Annotated in this window: 12 protein-coding genes; 6 read left to right on the forward strand and 6 right to left on the reverse strand. The window is 72.5% G+C overall.

Annotated elements, in window-relative coordinates; translation table 11 throughout:
• Positions 1 to 2: 2 nt before the first annotated feature.
• Positions 3 to 1418: an MFS transporter gene (locus tag HT134_RS23220; protein ID WP_217708218.1), complete on the reverse strand. Its 1416-nt coding sequence runs from the start codon at positions 1416 to 1418 to the stop codon at positions 3 to 5.
• Positions 1419 to 1532: 114 nt separating this feature from the next.
• The gene (locus HT134_RS23225) at positions 1533 to 2630 is read right to left on the reverse strand and encodes a PrsW family intramembrane metalloprotease (protein WP_246365183.1); all 1098 of its coding nucleotides are present in this window, start codon (positions 2628 to 2630) and stop codon (positions 1533 to 1535) included.
• 170 nt (positions 2631 to 2800) lie between these two features.
• Between HT134_RS23225 and HT134_RS23230 the strand changes: the two genes are divergently transcribed.
• The 4 genes from HT134_RS23230 (at position 2801) to HT134_RS23245 (ending at position 5760) form a co-directional block, all read left to right on the forward strand.
• Positions 2801 to 3280 (forward strand): PPOX class F420-dependent oxidoreductase, encoded by a 480-nt coding sequence (locus HT134_RS23230; protein ID WP_175602541.1) that lies wholly within the window; start codon positions 2801 to 2803, stop codon positions 3278 to 3280.
• Between the two features lie 28 nt (positions 3281 to 3308).
• Complete coding sequence (locus tag HT134_RS23235) at positions 3309 to 4277, forward strand: AraC-like ligand-binding domain-containing protein (RefSeq protein ID WP_175602542.1); 969 nt, start codon at positions 3309 to 3311, stop codon at positions 4275 to 4277.
• Between the two features lie 169 nt (positions 4278 to 4446).
• Entirely contained in the window at positions 4447 to 4863 is a 417-nt protein-coding gene (locus tag HT134_RS23240) for a VOC family protein (RefSeq protein ID WP_175602543.1), read from the forward strand.
• A gap of 12 nt (positions 4864 to 4875) precedes the next feature.
• Complete coding sequence (locus HT134_RS23245) at positions 4876 to 5760, forward strand: alpha/beta fold hydrolase (protein WP_175602544.1); 885 nt, start codon at positions 4876 to 4878, stop codon at positions 5758 to 5760.
• Between the two features lie 130 nt (positions 5761 to 5890).
• Here the strand turns inward: HT134_RS23245 and HT134_RS23250 are convergent, their stop codons facing one another.
• The 3 genes from HT134_RS23250 to HT134_RS44780 form a co-directional block, all read right to left on the reverse strand.
• Positions 5891 to 8770 (reverse strand): vitamin B12-dependent ribonucleotide reductase, encoded by a 2880-nt coding sequence (locus HT134_RS23250; protein WP_175602545.1) that lies wholly within the window; start codon positions 8768 to 8770, stop codon positions 5891 to 5893.
• Positions 8767 to 9222, reverse strand: coding sequence for a transcriptional regulator NrdR (nrdR, locus tag HT134_RS23255; RefSeq protein WP_175602546.1), 456 nt, complete (start codon positions 9220 to 9222; stop codon positions 8767 to 8769). The genes HT134_RS23250 and nrdR overlap by 4 nt, the downstream gene beginning before the upstream one ends.
• Positions 9223 to 9921: 699 nt before the next feature.
• Positions 9922 to 10242: a hypothetical protein gene (locus tag HT134_RS44780; RefSeq protein ID WP_217708219.1), complete on the reverse strand. Its 321-nt coding sequence runs from the start codon at positions 10240 to 10242 to the stop codon at positions 9922 to 9924.
• Positions 10243 to 12462: 2220 nt separating this feature from the next.
• Here HT134_RS44780 and lexA point away from each other — a divergent pair.
• Complete coding sequence (gene lexA / locus HT134_RS23260) at positions 12463 to 13173, forward strand: transcriptional repressor LexA (RefSeq protein WP_217708220.1); 711 nt, start codon at positions 12463 to 12465, stop codon at positions 13171 to 13173.
• Positions 13174 to 13851: 678 nt separating this feature from the next.
• Here lexA and HT134_RS23265 read toward each other — a convergent pair.
• The gene (locus HT134_RS23265; RefSeq protein ID WP_175602547.1) at positions 13852 to 14532 is read right to left on the reverse strand and encodes a tyrosine-protein phosphatase; all 681 of its coding nucleotides are present in this window, start codon (positions 14530 to 14532) and stop codon (positions 13852 to 13854) included.
• A 317-nt stretch (positions 14533 to 14849) separates the two neighbouring features.
• On the opposite strand from HT134_RS23265, the gene HT134_RS23270 reads away from it, so the two are divergent.
• Complete coding sequence (locus tag HT134_RS23270) at positions 14850 to 15887, forward strand: MalY/PatB family protein (protein WP_312888349.1); 1038 nt, start codon at positions 14850 to 14852, stop codon at positions 15885 to 15887.
• The last annotated feature ends 67 nt before the right edge of the window (positions 15888 to 15954 follow it).

Genomic DNA, 15954 nt, shown 5'->3' on the forward strand with positions numbered 1-15954 from the left:
GGTCACCCGGGCGCCGGGGCGGCGGGGGCCTGGCGGGCGCGTACGGCCCGCCACGCGCTCGCCGTACCGGCCGCGAGCAGCGCGGCGACAGCCGCGACGACCCGCAGGAGACCGTCGGCGGAGGACGGCGCGGCGAAGTAGACGCTGCCGAGCCCGGCGACGGCCGTCACCCCGGCGAGCATCGGACCGGTCGAGTTGAGCGCCGAGACCGCCGAGGCGAGCCGCGGCTCGACCAGCGACGTGATCCGGGCGATCAGCGGGCTGTAGCCGGCGGCGTGCCCGGCCCCGGCGAGCAGGAGCAGCGGCGCGGCCGCGTACGGGTTCCACTGGTCGCGGTGCAGCAGCGCCACCAGGACCGCGCCGGCGGCGAAGGCGACGGGACCGGCCACCGGCAGGGCGGCGCGCAGCCGCCGGGGGTAGCGGGTCCAGGTCAGGCTGAGCGTCCCGAACCCGACCGTGTACGGGACGAACGCCAGCCCCGCCTGGAGCGGCGAGAAGCCCAGCGCGGACTGGAGGTGGAGGGTCAGCACCAGCAGGAACACGGTGTAGCAGCCCATGACGATCCAGCAGGCCGCCAGCCCCGGCTTCACCCCCGCGGGCCGCAGCGCCCCCAGGTCGAGCAGCGGATGGCGCGCCCGGCTCTCGTGACGGCCGAACGCCGCCAGCAGCGCGGCCCCGCCGGCGAGCGACACCCAGGACCAGGCGGGCCAGCCGTTGTCCTGGCCGAAGATGAGCGGCACGGTCAGCGCGGCCATGGCGACGGTCAGGACGGCCACGCCCGCCAGGTCCAGGCGCGGCCGTTCCCGGACGCGGGAGTCCGGCAGCAGGCGCGGCCCGAGCGCCAGCAGGACCGCGCCGATCGGGACGTTGACCAGGAAGACGGGACGCCAGGAGAGGCCGAACAGGTCGGCGCCGACGACCAGGCCCCCGATGACCTGGCCCAGCGCGACGCCGAGCGCCAGCACCATGCCGTACAGGCCGATCGCCCGGCGGCGCGCGGGCCCGTCCCAGTAGAGCTGGATGAGCGAGAAGACCTGCGGCGTCAGGAGCGCCGCGCCCATGGCCTGCGCGACGCGGGCGGCCACCAGCACTCCCGCGGTCGGCGCGAGGCCGCACGCCAGCGACGCCCCGGTGAACCAGGCGAGGCCGGCCAGGAACGCGCGCCGGTGCCCGACGATGTCGCCGAGCCGCGCGCAGGTCACCAGGAGGACGCCGGTGGTCAGCAGGTAGCCGGACACGATGAGCTGGACGGCGGCGCCGTCGGCGCGCAGATCGTCGCGGATGGTCCGCGCGGCGACCGACACGATCGAGCCGTCCATGGAGGCCATGACCTGGCCGGCGAGCAGCACGGCCAGCATCGGGCCGCGGCGGACGGCGGTGGCGGCGGGCGCCCCGGGGCCCGCGGTGGAGATGGACATGCGGTGAGTGTCGGCCCCGCGCCCCCGCCCGGTCTTGTACGAATTTGCGGACCGGCCCTCTCCCGGCGGCGAGCGCGGGCCCCGTGGAGACCCGCTCCTCGCGCGGCGGGAGACCTACCAGCGGCGGGCGTGCGCCATGGCGCCCAGCAGGGCGTCGCGCTCGGCGGCGAACCTGGCCGGCTCCATGCCCTCCCGCTCGGCGCGCAGGTGCAGCATGGTCAGCTCGGTCGCCGCGTGCTGGTAGTCGCTCATGGCCCGGCCGATCCCCGCGCGCCTGGCCCACCGGCGGGCGCGGGCGCGGGCGGGCAGGGAGCCCAGCATGACCAGGTCCTGCGGGCCGACCAGCCCCGTCTGCTGGTAGGCGGGCAGGTAGGCGCCCATCTTGGTGACGAGCTGCCGGCGCTCGCGCACCGCCACCACGACGAGCAGGACCAGCGCCGTCATGATCACCAGGTACGCGGAGGCGAGCCAGCCGAGCGACCGGGTGGCCGCGGCGCCGTTCCACAGCCCGTGGAGGACCACCGCGGCCAGGTAGCCGAGCGGGACCATCGCGTAGCGGGCGGTCCCGCGCCGGGTCAGCGCGTAGGCCACCCCGAGCCCGATCATGGAGGTGTAGACCGGGTGGCCGAGCGGGTCGATCAGGCCGCGCATGACGAAGAGCTGCACGGTCGCGCCCACGCCTTTCTGCAGGAAGGCGCTCAGGTAGTAGCCGACGTTCTCCACGGCCGCGAAGCCCAGCCCGGCCATCGAGGCGTACACGATGCCGTCGGTCAGCCCGTCGATCTCCCGGCGGCGGCGCAGGAGCAGCAGCAGCGCCGACCCCTTGAGCGCCTCCTCGATCACCGGGGCGAGGACCACGGTGCCCATGGCGTCCACCACCTGCGCCCCGTACCCGGCGCTGGTGAACAACGCCTGACCGGCCAGCGTGAGCGCCACGCCCAGCACGATCGCCACGCCGGCGCCCCACGCGAAGGCGAACGCGAGGTGCAGCTTCGGCTCCGGCTCCAGCCGGTCCAGCGAGAGGACGGCCGCGAGCAGCACGGGCAGCGGCGCGAGCGCCAGCAGCAGCGACAGCCCGAACCCGACCGGTCCCCCTCTCCACAGCATGACGGCCAGCACGACCAGGGCCAGCAGACTGGAGACCACCATGCCGATCAGCAGCGCCTTGCTGGGCCGCTGCACCAGCAGGGGAGGGCGCAGGGGGACTGTCATCGTCACGCCTCTCTTCGCTCGGGGTCCCAGCATGGACCCCCGGCGCCGACGAACGCTTGCCGGTCGCTTGACGGCGAGGTCGAAGCGATCCTTGACGGCGGGCCGAAGCGATCGGCGACCGGGTGGAGGTTGCGGCGATAGGGTTCCCCACAACAGGGAGGAATCACCACATGACCGATGAAAGCTACGGCCCTGGAGCCGGCCCCGCCCCTCGGGCGCTCTCCGACGAGGAGCTGTCCAAGCTCATCGCCGGGCAGCGCTTCGGCGCCCTCGCCACCACCCGCGGCAACGGCCTCCCCCACCTGTCCACGGTCCTCTACACCTGGGATCCCGACCGGCGCGTGGCGCGGATCTCGACCATCGCCGACCGGCTCAAGGTCCGCCAGTTGCAGCGCGACCCCCGCGGCTCCCTGTACGTGACCAGTGACGACTTCTGGTCCTTCGCGGTCGCCGAGGGCGTGGCCGAGCTGTCGCCGGTCAGCGCCGAGCCGGGCGACGAGGTCGGGCGCGAGCTGCTCGCGATGGCCGGCGGCATCACCGACCCGGCGGGCGAGGAGGCGTTCCTGCGGCAGATGGTCACCGACCGGCGCATGGTGATCCGGCTCAGGGCGTCGCGGCTGTACGGGACCGCCCTGCCCGTCACCGGGTGAGACGTCAGGCCGTTCGGAGGGTTTCGCGATGGGGATCCTGATCCGCGCCGAGGACGTGCCGCCGGGGCGGCGGCACGCCGCCTGGCGGAGCATCGTGTGCGACGCCCTCGGCCCGCTGGACTGCCACATCGACCCGGACGCGCCGCTGCGCGGCGAGATCGGCGCCGGGACGCTCGGCTCCGTGGGCGTCGGCAGGGTGCGCACCACCACCCCGCACAGCGTCCACCGGACGCCCGGCCAGATCCGCCAGGGCTCGCGCGAGCTGTACCGGGTGGTGCTGTCCCTGTCCGGCGAACCCGTCCTGGAGCAGGACGGCCGCTCCACCCGGCTCGCCCCCGGCCGGCTCGCCCTCTACGACTTCGCCCGGCCGTACCAGCTCGCCTACACCTCGGCGGTGGACCTCGCGGTCTTCAGCCTCCCCCGTGACGCGCTGGCGCTCCCGCCCGACGCGCTGGCCCGGCTCACCGCGGTCCCGATCGCCACGGACGACGGCGCCGGGGCGCTCGCCGCGCCGCTCCTGCGCCGGGTCACCCTGGACCTGGAGACCTACCGGCCCGACAGCGCGGCCCGGCTGTCGGGCGTGGTGATGGACCTGCTCACCACCGTCATCGCCGAACGGGCGGAGCAGGCCGCGGCGGTGCCGGACGAGTCGCGGGCCCGCACGCTGCTGATGCGCGTCGACGCCTTCGTCGAGGAGCACCTGGGCGACCCCGGGCTCGATCCGGCCGCCGTCGCCGCCGCCCACCACGTCTCCCTGCGCCAGCTCCACCGGCTGTTCGAGCCGCGGGGCACGACCGTGGCCGCCTGGATCCGGCACCGGCGGCTGGAGCGCTGCCGCCGGGACCTGGCCGACCCCGCCCTGTCCGGCGTCCCGGTGAGCGGCGTCGCGGCCCGCTGGGGGTTGCCGGGGGCGGCCCACTTCAGCCGCCTGTTCAGGCAGGCGTACGGCATGCCGCCCGCCGAGTACCGCCGCGCCCGGCTCGGCCCGCCCCACTGACCGCTCCGCGGCTTCGGCCGGGCGCGGACGGGCAAGGACGGCACGGCCGGGCGCGGACGGCACGGATCGTCAAGGGGGCGGCACGCGCGGGCAAGACCGCCGGGGAGCGGCGCGAGCAGACTGGGACCCGTTCGCACGCACCACCACTCACGGAACGAAGGATCCTCCGATGCCGACGACGTCCCAGCCCCCCGTCTCCCACACCATCTTCGTCAACCTGCCGGTCGCCGACCTGGCCCGCTCCAAGGCGTTCTTCGCCGCGCTCGGGTTCACGCTGTTCGGCGCCTCCGACGCCATGGCCTCCGTGATGATCAACGAGCGGACGCAGGTCATGCTGCTCGCCGAGCCGGTCTTCGCCTCGTACGCGCGCTCCGAGCCCGCCGACCCGGCCAAGACCACGCAGGTGATCCTGGTCCTCGGGCTGGACGACCCGGCGGCGGTCGACGCGATGTTCGACAAGGCCGTCGCTGCGGGCGCGACCCCCGTCGGCGAGCCGATCAACGACGGGCAGCGCTACCAGCGCGGCTTCGCCGACCCTGACGGCCACCAGTGGTCCGCCCTCTGCCTGGTGCCGCAGGCGGGCTGAGGCCGAGGACCCGTGGACGAGCCCGCGACCGGCCAGGTGACCTCGGCCGACGGCACCCTCATCAGCTACGACCGGTGCGGAACCGGGACGCCCGTCGTGCTCGTGCACGGCGCGTTCACCGACCGGACGCACCCCCTGCTGCGCGAGGTGGCCGCCGCCCTGTCGCCGTGGTTCACGGTCTACAACTACGACCGGCGCGGCCGGGGCGGCAGCGGCGACGTCCGGCCGTACGCGGTCGAGCGGGAGGTCGAGGACCTGGCCGCCCTGCTGGCCGAGGCCGGCGGATCGGGAGGAGGAGGCCCCGAGCCCGCGATCGGGACGCGAGCAGGCGGCCCTGGAGGGAGCGCGCCGGGTGAGGGCGGGGCGGTGCTGGTGTTCGGGGGCTCCTCGGGGGCCGCGCTGGCGCTGCGGGCGGTGACCGCGGGGCTGCCGATCGGCAAACTGGCCCTGTGGGAGCCGCCGTACCACGTCGGTCCCGGCGCGCCCGACCTGCCCGCCGACTTCGCCGAGCGGCTGGAGTCGCTGGTGGAGGAGGGGCGGCCAGGGGACGCCGTGGAGCTGTTCATGGTGCGCGCGGCCGAGGTGCCCGCCGAGGCGGTCGCCGCGATGCGTTCCGGGCCCGGCTGGGCCGGGATGGAGGCGCTGGCGCACACGCTGGCGTACGAGGCGGCCGTCATGGGGCCGCGCAACGCCCTGCCCGCCGGCCCGCTCGCCTCGATCAGCCGGCCCACGCTGGTGCTGAACGGCGGCGCGAGCCCCGGCTGGATGCTGGACGCGGGGCGCGCGGTGGCCGCGGCCGTACCGGGCGCCGAGCACCGGATCCTGGAGGGCGAGACGCACGCGGTGTCGTCGCGGGGGCTGGCACCGGAGCTCCTGGAGTTCTTCGTGGCTGCCTGAGCCCCTTTCGAGCTTCCGATGAGGACCCGGGGACTTCGCGCAGAGGCCCGGAAGCCTCGCGGAGGGTGCCGGACGGACGTCCGGCACCCTCCGCGCTCCCGCTTGATCGACCCGGGAGACTCCGGCTTGATCAGCTGCAGCCGCTGGTCGAGCCGCAACCCTCGCAGACGTAGCAGCTGCCCGCCGGGCGCATCTTGGTGCCGCAGGTCATGCAGAGCGGCGCGTCGGCCGTGAAGCGCTGGTGGCTCTCGAGCGCCATGGCCGACGGCTTCGCCGGCGCGACCCCGCCGCCCTGCGCCTCAACACCGGCAGCCCGGTCCTCGGCCTGGGCGTCCTCGGGCTTGGCCTCGATCGGCGCCGACTGGGCGAGCGCCTCCCGGTCGACCGTCTCCTGCAGCGCCGCCGGGTCCTCGCCGCGCTGCTGCGCCGCCCGCTCGGCCGCCGAGAAGATGCCCAGCGCCGCCCGCTCGTCGTACGGCAGGTGGTCGAGGGCCAGACGGCGGAAGATGTAGTCCATCACCGAGGTCGCCATGCGGATGTCCGGGTCGTCGGTCATCCCGGCCGGCTCGAAGCGCATGTTGACGAACTTGCTCATGTACGTCTCGAGCGGAACCCCGTACTGCAGGCCGATCGAGATCGCCACCGAGAAGGCGTCCATGACGCCGGCCAGCGTCGAGCCCTGCTTGGACATCTTGAGGAAGACCTCGCCCAGCCCGTCGTCCGGGTAGGAGGAGGCGGTCATGTAGCCCTTGGCACCGCCCACCGTGAAGCGGGTCGTCGTGCTCGGGCGCTGGTTGGGCATCCGCCGCCGCGTCGGGCGGTTGACCTCGATGACCTTGACCTCGGGCTCGGCCGGGACCACGTCCGCCGCGTCCTTGGCCTCGTCCTTCTTGGCGCCGCTGCCCGCCGACAGCGGCTGGCCGACCTTGCAGTTGTCGCGGTAGACGGCCAGGGCCTTCAGGCCGAGCTTCCAGCCCTCCAGGTAGACCTGCTCGATGTCGTCGATCGTGGCCGACTCGGGCAGGTTCACGGTCTTGGAGATGGCGCCCGACAGGAACGGCTGGGTCGCGGCCATCATGCGCACGTGACCCATCGGGGCGATCGCGCGCTCGCCCATCGCGCAGTCGAACACCTCGTAGTGCTCCTGGCGCAGGCCCGGCGCGTCGACGACGTGGCCGTGCTCGGCGATGTACTCGACGATGGCCTCGATCTGCTCCTGCGGGTAGCCGAGCTGCTTGAGGGCGCGCGGGATCGTCTGGTTGACGATCTGCATGGAGCCGCCGCCGACCAGCTTCTTGAACTTGACCAGCGCGAGGTCCGGCTCGATGCCGGTGGTGTCGCAGTCCATCATCAGGCCGATGGTGCCGGTCGGGGCGAGCAGCGACGCCTGGGCGTTGCGGTAGCCGTTCTTCTCGCCGAGCCGCAGGCACTCCGACCACTGGCGCGACGCCTCGGCGTGGATCTTGGCGTCCATGGAGCCGATCGTGCGCAGGTTGTCGTTGGCCGCGGCGTGCTTGCGCATGACCCGCTTGTGCGGCTCGGCGTTGCGGGCGTAGCCGTCGTACGGGCCGACCGCGCCGGCGAGCTCGGCGCTGCGCCGGTACGACGTGCCGGTCATCAGCGAGGTGATCGCGCCGGCGACGGCCCGGCCGCCGTCGGAGTCGTAGGCGTGGCCGGTGGCCATGAGCAGCGCACCCAGGTTGGCGTAGCCGATGCCGAGCTGGCGGTACGCGCGCGTCGTCTCGCCGATCTTCTCGGTCGGGAAGTCGGCGAACGTGATCGACACGTCCATCGCGGTGATGATCAGCTCGGTGAGCTTGACGAAGTTCGCGACGTCGAAGGAGTTGTCGTCCTTCAGGAACTTCAGCAGGTTGATGCTGGCCAGGTTGCAGGAGGAGTTGTCCAGGTGGACGTACTCGCTGCACGGGTTGCTGGCGGTGATGCGGCCGGTCTCGGGCGTGGTGTGCCAGTCGTTGATCGTGTCGTCGTACTGGACGCCGGGGTCGGCGCACTCCCAGGCCGCCTTGGCCATCTTGCGGAACAGGTCACGGGCGTCGACCTTCTCGATGACCTCGCCGGTGAGGCGGGCGCGCAGGCCGAACTCGCCGCCCTTCTCCACCGCGCGCATGAACTCGTCGGAGACGCGGACGGAGTTGTTGGCGTTCTGGTACTGGACCGAGACGATGTCCTTGCCGCCGAGGTCCATGTCGAAGCCGGCGTCGCGCAGCGCGCGGATCTTGTCCTCCTCGCGCGCCTTGGTCTCGATGAACTCCTCGATGTCGGGGTGGTCGACGTCGAGGACGACCATCTTGGCGGCGCGCCGCGTCGCACCGCCGGATTTGATGGTGCCCGCGCTGGCGTCGGCGCCGCGCATGAACGACACCGGGCCGCTGGCCGTGCCGCCGCTCGACAGCAGCTCCTTGGAGGAGCGGATGCGCGACAGGTTGACGCCGGAGCCGGAGCCGCCCTTGAAGATCACACCCTCTTCCTTGTACCACTCGAGGATCGACTCCATCTGGTCGTCCACCGAGAGGATGAAGCAGGCGCTCACCTGCTGCGGCGACTTGGTGCCCACGTTGAACCAGACCGGCGAGTTGAAGGCGAAGATCTGGTGGACCAGCGCGTACTTCAGCTCGTGGTCGAAGATCTCCGCGTCCTCGTCGCCGGCGAAGTAGCCGTGCTCGACCGCGGTGCGCGTGTAGACGCCCACGACGCGGTCCACGAGCTGCTTCAGGCTCCACTCGCGCTGGGGCGTGCCGACGGCGCCGCGGAAGTACTTGGTCGTCACGATGTTGGCCGCGTTGACCGACCAGAACTCGGGGAACTCGACGCCCCGCTGCTCGAAGTTGATCGAGCCGTCGCGCCAGTTGGTCATGACGACGTCGCGGCGCTCCCACGCGATCTCGTCATACGGATGCACGCCCGGCTTGGTGAAGATCCGCTTCATCTTCAGACCCTTGCGGGGACGCTTGCCTCCGCGCGCGACTGAACCGCTTGCCGTCTCCGTCATGACTCCCCCTTCTCCGCCTTCAACTGTTCGATCTCGGCCTCGAAGTCCGCCAAGGTCTCGAAACCGCGATATACCGATGCGAACCGCAGGTAGGCCACCTCGTCCAGCTCCCGCAACGGCCCGAGGATCGCCAGGCCGACCTCGTTGGAGGGGATCTCCGCCGCGCCCCTCGCCCGGATGGCCTCTTCGACCCGCTGCCCGAGCTGGGCCAGGGAGTCCTCGCCGACCGGCCTGCCCTGGCAGGCGCGGCGCACGCCCGCGACCACCTTGTCCCGGGAGAACGGCTCGGTGACGCCGCTGCGCTTGCTCACCATGAGGAGTACGGTCTCCTGCGTGGTGAACCGGCGCCCGCATTCCGGACATGTACGGCGGCGCCGGATCGCGCCGCCGTCGTCCGTCGAGCGGCTGTCGATGACCCTCGTGTCAGGATGGCGACAGAACGGACAATGCACGCGTTTCGCCTCCTGACCCGCGGCCACCCCACCCCGGCGGCGCCCCCTGCCCGGCTTGACCAGGGAACGCTCACGCCCGCCCCACGGCATGCCATGGTGCGGTCACGAAAACACAAGGTGTGGTGAACTACATCGGTGTAAGTACTAGATGTTGTGGTCCAACCGTAGAAGCGCGAGACCATGAACGCAAGTTGAGCCACACCCGTCTCAGGGAAGCCGCTGATCAGTGCCGCATGTTCCCGGCGCGCCTGGCGTGTCGTCCCTTTCCGGCCACCAGCGCCCCAGAAGACTGCCCCGTGGACGGAAACAACACCTTTCACGCGCCTCAAAACCTATGCCCTCGACCTGGCCACCCGGACCGGCGCAGCCGACGCCCCGGGCGACGGGGGAATCGAGCCCGGCCGGGGCACTCGGCCCTGCCAGGAGACCCCACCCAGCAGGGCCTGGACCATGGTGCCCGGCCCGCGAGCCTGCGCGTCCCCCGTCAGCTCGAAACCCTCAGCCGGCCCCCGGCCTTCGCCTCAGATGGCGACAGGAGAGTCACCGAGCCTCCAGCGGTGCCGCCCGCCCGGACTGGCATCGCGGACAGGCAGCACCAACGGGCGGACCACACAACGCGAGATCCATCCCGCGCGACGTGAGGATCCAAGGAGACAGGAGGCGACGCCACGGCACGACCGGAGGCAGAGCATGTGGGAGCTACGGCGACCCGGGCGAGAGCGGCGCGATCGGGGCCGTGGCGGCGTGCCCAGGAGTCACGACACCGGCACCCGTGGCGGCGTGCCCAGGGGACACGACACCGAGAGCCGTGGCGGCGTGCCCAGGGGACACGACACCGAGAGCCGTGGCGGCGTGCCCAGGGGACACGACACCGAGAGCCGTGGCGGCGTGCCCAGGGGACACGATGCCGGGAGCCGTGGCGGCGTGGGCCGTCCTGGTTCCGAGCCAGAACCCACACAGGGACAGCAGCACGGCCACCAGCACCATGATCGCGGCACGCCCACGACGCGTCAGCCGCACCGGCGCCGCCTTCCGCCGAGCCGCACCCCTGCAGCGCCCCACCGGCAGGGAAGCTCCTTGCCGCCCGGCACCCACCCGCCGCACTGGAGCAACCGATCGCACGGAAGCGTCGCGCCACACTGGAGCGTCCCGCCGCACCGGAGCGTCCAGCCGCACTGGAGCAACCGTCCGCACGGGAGCGTCGCGGCGCACTGGAGCAACCGTCCGCACGGGAGCGTCCCGCCGCACGCGCTTCGGCCGCATGGAGCCTCCTTGCACGCCCCCGGCCCGAAAAGCATCCGCCCGGCCACTCCGCACAGACCCGGACCCAAGTGAGTCCGTCCGCTCACCCCTCCGCACGGATCCGGCCGGATCCGTCCGCTCGCCCTTCCGCCCGAAGGACACGATTCGAGCCAGCCCTCGCCTGCCGCCCTTCACCGGAACAGACCCGTCAGGCGCGGCCCCGCGTTCCCTCAGCTTCTTGCGCACGGGCTCCGGCCCCTGCACGAGCCCTCGCCCCGCCGCCCGCTCCCGCTCATCGTCGCCTCCACGCACCACGCCGAGACGGCCTCGTCCCCGCCCCGCCTCCCGAGGACCGCCCCGTTCCCGCGCCGCCGCCTCACGCACCGCCGCGCGTCCCCGCAGAGGCTTTCGGACGGTCTCGCGCCCCTGCCCCGGCTCACGCTCAGCCCCGCGCTGACGCGGAGACTCCCGCCGCCCCCTTCGCCCTCGGGCGGGCTCGGACGGTCCCCCGCTGCGGCCTCCCTGCACGATCGAGCCCACCCTGGCTGCCGGCGCCCCAGCGCCTGCCCGGCCCTCACCAGAGGGCCGGGGCGGGTCGCCACCGCAAGCGCAGGCACCGTCAAGAGACTTCGCCTCGGCACCAGCAACAGAGCGGGCATCCTCGTCAGAGGCCGCGTGGCCCACCGCAGGAACATCCCCCTGAGCCGCCGCCGCACCGGTGACGGGCGCGGCACCACCACTCCGGGCCGCCCCACCCCTCACCTCCCGCCCACGACTCCAGCGGGAAGGTCCGCCCTTCTCAGCCGGACCACCCTCCGGAAGCCCGAGGTCCTCCGCCTCCGGTCTGGGCGGTGGGACGAGCCACAGCTGAGGTCTCCCTCCCGCGGCAGGGGACCGCCCCGCTCCGCGGCGGACCGCTCTCATCCCGCTGTCCGGCGACGCCTCGTCCCTACGCGAGCCGTCCTCCCGCATCTGAACCCCACCCCTCGAAGCGAAACCCGCGAACCGCCCGGCCACGCGCCGGGCCCGACCGCCCCCATCGGCGCGACGCCCCGGTCCGCCTTCCACATGTGACGCGATCGACCGAACCGCCCCACATCACACAACCCACCGACATGACCGGTCGGCTTCTCGTCTCCGCCGGCCATGCACCGGCCCTGTCTTCAGGAAGGACGCCACGTGCCGCCCGGCAGCCCACCGCGACGGCCTCAGGCGTCACTGCCATGCGCCACACGGCCCTTGCCGGTCCTCCATCGGCTGCATCGGCACTTGCCCGCCGCCGCCCGCCACACCGGCGCCCGCCACACCGTGACTTGGCCAGCCGCGGCTTGCCTCACCGCGGTCCCGCGCGCCGACGCCTGCCTCTCCGCCGCCCTCAGCCCGGCCGTACGCGGAACGCCCCTCCGTGAAGCGACCGCCCCCGTGAGGCACTCGACCCCCACAGCCCTGGGCGGAACGACCCTCCGTGAAACGACCGCCCACCGTGAGGCCCTCGATCTCCACAACCCTGGGACGCCCGGCCGTGACGCGTTCACTCCGGAGGCGGTCGCCCGCGCCACGGGGACCGTGGGGCGATGCCGTTCAGACCGTGAATTGGTGCCTAAACCAGTACGAGCGCGAATACTGAACGCTTTGCGCCCGCCCATGACACCTTCATCGTCCACACCAACGTTCTTGATCGCGTTTGTACGCCCCGCCGCCACGCCCGGGCGCCAGGCGTCGTCGCTGGTCATGTCCACAACCGCCGTGGTGTGCACGATTGACCTCCCGCGCCGTCCCGGGTCCGAGAAAATGGCCCAATTAAGATCAGCAAATCGAACACGATGTCGATCGAACTCCCGTACGATGTTGTACACCACGACACTGATAATTTCGAGGACGACTCGAACAATTGTTTGAAGATGATCTTCAACAGCGATACGGTCGCTGTGTGCGACATGGAGACCACGGACCGGGAGGACGTGCCGGAGCGGCAGGCCCCCGGGCGAGGAGGAGAGCATGAGCGAGCGAGATGACGCGAACGGGGTCACCGACCTCGCGGTGCGGCGGCGCGACTCCCTGGGCCTGACGCCCAGGCAGCGCAAGATTCTCGAGGTGATCCGCGACTCGGTGCAACAGCGCGGATATCCGCCGTCCATGCGAGAGATCGGCGAGGCCGTGCAGCTCACCAGCACGTCCAGCGTGTCGCACCAGTTGACGGCGTTGCAGCGCAAGGGCTACCTGAGGCGCGACCCGCACCGGCCGCGCGCCCTGGAGGTGCGCCTGCCCGGCGAGCCCGCGCTCTGGGTGGACCCTGACGCCTCCTCCTCCGTGGAGCCCACCGTGAGCCGGCCCACGGCCGCCTACGTGCCGCTGGTCGGCCGCATCGCCGCCGGTGGGCCGATCCTCGCCGAGGAGAGCGTCGAGGACGTCTTCGCGCTGCCCAAGCAGCTCGTCGGCGAGGGCACGTTGTTCCTCCTCCAGGTCGCCGGTGACTCCATGATCGAGGCCGCCATCGCCGACGGCGACTGGGTGGTCGTCCGGCAGCAGCCCGTCGCCGAGAGCGGCGACATCGTGGCCGCCATGATCGACGGTGAGGCCACGGTCAAGACCTTCAAGCGCAAGGACGGGCATGTCTGGCTCGTCCCCCACAACCCCAACTACGACCCGATCCCCGGTGACGAGGCCAGCGTCCTGGGCAAGGTCGTGGCGGTGCTCCGCCGCCTCTGACGCGTCCCGCCGCCGGCGGCCCCCAGGCGCGCAGGCGCGTCCTGGGGGCCGCCCCGGCCCCGCCCGCGCTCCTCTCCCCACGAGCCGGCCATCCTCCTCACCGGCTCTTCAACGTCCCCGCTGGCGCACGGGCCCGTCGTTCGGGTCACCGGCACATGGGCATGCCCTGCGCGCCGCCGATGCCCGGGGCGTGCTTTTCCGTTCCGTCACTGCACCGCATGCCTTCTGTGGACGGGAGGGTGAGCGATGTACCCGGTCGGGGCCGTCTCCGGCCGCGCCGTCGTACGTGACGTACCGCGCGACGGCTTGCATCGCGGCTGCCCCGTCGCGCCATCGCGCGTGACGCACCGGACCGGTCTTCCGCCCGGCCCGCCTTCGTACCTGGCTTGGAAGGCAATGGCTCGTATCGCCCCCGCCTCCCGTCACGCCATCGCGCGCGACCTACAACGGGCCCTCGGCCGTGCCCTCGTACGTGACATGCCAGGCGACGGGCTCGCATCGCGCCCGTCTCCGGTCACGCCGTCGCGCGTGACGCACCGGACCGGCCTTCGGCCGCGCCGTCGTACGGTGACGTACCAGGCGATTGGCTTGCATCGCGTCTGCCTCCCGTCGCGCCATCGCGCGTGACCTATCGGGCGAGGCTTCATGAGAGGCAGAACGAGGCGGCTCATCGAGAGGTCACGTCGGCGCACCGGTGGCGGGTTCGGTCAGGCGGGCGCGCAGGAGCGTGACGACGGGTTCGCCGACGCCCAGGTACCGCGCGGCACCGCCGTACTCGTCACGCAGGTGGGCCAGGGTCCGCAGCATGGTCGCCTCGGTGACCTCGGCGAACAGGCGGCGGGCGCGGGCCTCCGTGCCGGGCCGCAGGCAGGAGGCGGTGAGCGCGTAGTCACGGGCGATCTCCTCGTCCGGGACCCCGGCCAAGGTCAGCGCCAGGGCGACGACGAGTCCCGTACGGTCACGGCCCGAGTGGCAGTGCACGAGCACCGCGCCGGGCGGCGCGAGGGCGATCGCGGTGACGGCGGCGGCCATGCGGTCGGCGCCGCGATCGAGGATCGCCTGGTAGATGGCGGGCATCGTGTCGGCGATGGCCTCCAGGACGTCGTCCTCGTCACGCAGGACGGACAGGTTGCGGTAGGCGGGATGGCCGGCCAGCGGGCTGGGGTCGGCCGCGCACTCCCCCGCCAGGCGTAGGTCGAGGACGAGCCGCACGTCGTGTCCCAGCAGGGCTTGGACGCTGTCCGGCCGGGGCCGGTCGGAACGGATCAGCGCCCCCTTCCTGATCCGGCCGCCCCAGGTGGTGGGCAGGCCGCCCACGTCGCGGGCGTTGTCGCATCCGGGCCAGGAGAGGGCGGTCATCGCGAGGTCCGGGAACAGGTCCAGGAAGAGGTCCGGGAACAGGTCCAGGAAGAGGTCCGGGAACAGGTCCAGGAAGAGGTCCGGGAACGGGTCCAGGAGGAACAGGTCCGGGAGGAGGTCCGGGGAGTCGGCGGCATGAGGTCCTCTTGCTATATGAAGGTTTCCTTCATTAGTAGCATCGGGAGTCGTCGTCGATCAATGCCTCCCCGAGCCGCCAGAACGCGAAAACCTACAATGACCCCGTGAACTTCACATTGAGCCCGGAAGACTTTAAATCCCGTAACGATGGGTTGAAGTGGGCCAAAGCTGCCCCCGGCGTGATCCCCGCCTGGGTCGCCGACATGGACCTGCCCACGGCCCCCGCCGTGGTCGAGGCCATCAAGCGGCGCGCCGAAGGCGACCTCGGCTACCCGACCTGGCTCGACGACTCCGGCTGCGGCGCCCTGGCCGAGGCGTTCGCCGAGCGCATGGCCCACCGGTACTCCTGGAGCCCCGACCCCGGCCACGTGCGCACCTTCAGCGACATCAACCAGGCCCTCCAGGTGATCCTCCACCTGGCCACCAGGCCGGGCGACGGGGTGGCGCTGCACACCCCCGCCTACCATCCGTTCCTCGGCACGCTGGAGGTCATGGGCCGGCCGCTGCGGCCCATCCGGCTGGTCCCCGACGATGGTGACTCGTGGCGGTACGAGCTGCCCGACCTGTCCGGGTGCCGCGTGCTGCTGCTCGTCAACCCGCAGAACCCGACCGGCCGCGTCTTCACCCGCCAAGAGCTGGAGGAGCTGGCCGAGCACGCCGAGCGGCACGATCTGCTGGTCATCTCCGACGAGATCCACGCGGACCTGGCGTACGCCCCGAACCAGCACATCCCCTTCGCGACGATCCTGCCGGAGCGCACGGTCACGCTCACGTCCGCGACCAAGGCGTTCAACCTGGGCGGCATCCGCTGCTCGGTCGCCCACGTCGGCTCCCCCGCCGTGCGTGCGGCGCTCGCCGCCGAGCCGCCCTTCGTGTACGGCTCGGCGCACGTGTTCGGCGTGGAGGCCACGATCGCCGCGTGGCGGGACGGGGACGCCTGGCTGGAGGAGACCCTGGCGCTGCTCGACCGCAACCGCAAGACGATCGCCGCCCGCCTGCCCGAAGGGGTCGCCTACCGCGTGCCGCAGGCGACGTACCTGGCGTGGCTCGACTACGGCCGGCCCGGCATGGCGGAGGTGCTGGAGCGGGAGGCGAGGGTCCTGCTGAACGACGGCGCGGCGTTCGGCCCGGGCGGGGAGAACCACGTCCGGCTGAACTTCGCCACCACCGAGCCGGTCCTGGGCGAGATCCTGGACCGGCTCCGGCAGGCCCGCTGAGGGTCCCGGCCGGCGCGCCGTCGGGCACCGGCCGGGGTCAGGCGAAACAGAAGTGACGCGAAACAGG

It is taken from the genome of Nonomuraea rhodomycinica (assembly GCF_013363995.1).
In the GTDB taxonomy this organism is placed as follows: domain Bacteria; phylum Actinomycetota; class Actinomycetes; order Streptosporangiales; family Streptosporangiaceae; genus Nonomuraea; species Nonomuraea rhodomycinica.

Bases quoted from the DNA above. Each gene is read 5' to 3' on its own strand.
- HT134_RS23230 (WP_175602541.1), top strand. From the start codon at position 2,801: ATGACCGATGAAAGCTACGGCCCTGGAGCCGGCCCCGCCCCTCGGGCG.
- HT134_RS23265 (WP_175602547.1), bottom strand. From the start codon at position 14,532: ATGACCGCCCTCTCCTGGCCCGGATGCGACAACGCCCGCGACGTGGGC.
- HT134_RS23225 (WP_246365183.1), bottom strand. From the start codon at position 2,630: ATGACAGTCCCCCTGCGCCCTCCCCTGCTGGTGCAGCGGCCCAGCAAG.
- lexA (WP_217708220.1), top strand. From the start codon at position 12,463: ATGAGCGAGCGAGATGACGCGAACGGGGTCACCGACCTCGCGGTGCGG.
- HT134_RS23235 (WP_175602542.1), top strand. From the start codon at position 3,309: ATGGGGATCCTGATCCGCGCCGAGGACGTGCCGCCGGGGCGGCGGCAC.
- HT134_RS23240 (WP_175602543.1), top strand. From the start codon at position 4,447: ATGCCGACGACGTCCCAGCCCCCCGTCTCCCACACCATCTTCGTCAAC.
- HT134_RS23250 (WP_175602545.1), bottom strand. From the start codon at position 8,770: ATGACGGAGACGGCAAGCGGTTCAGTCGCGCGCGGAGGCAAGCGTCCC.
- HT134_RS23220 (WP_217708218.1), bottom strand. From the start codon at position 1,418: ATGTCCATCTCCACCGCGGGCCCCGGGGCGCCCGCCGCCACCGCCGTC.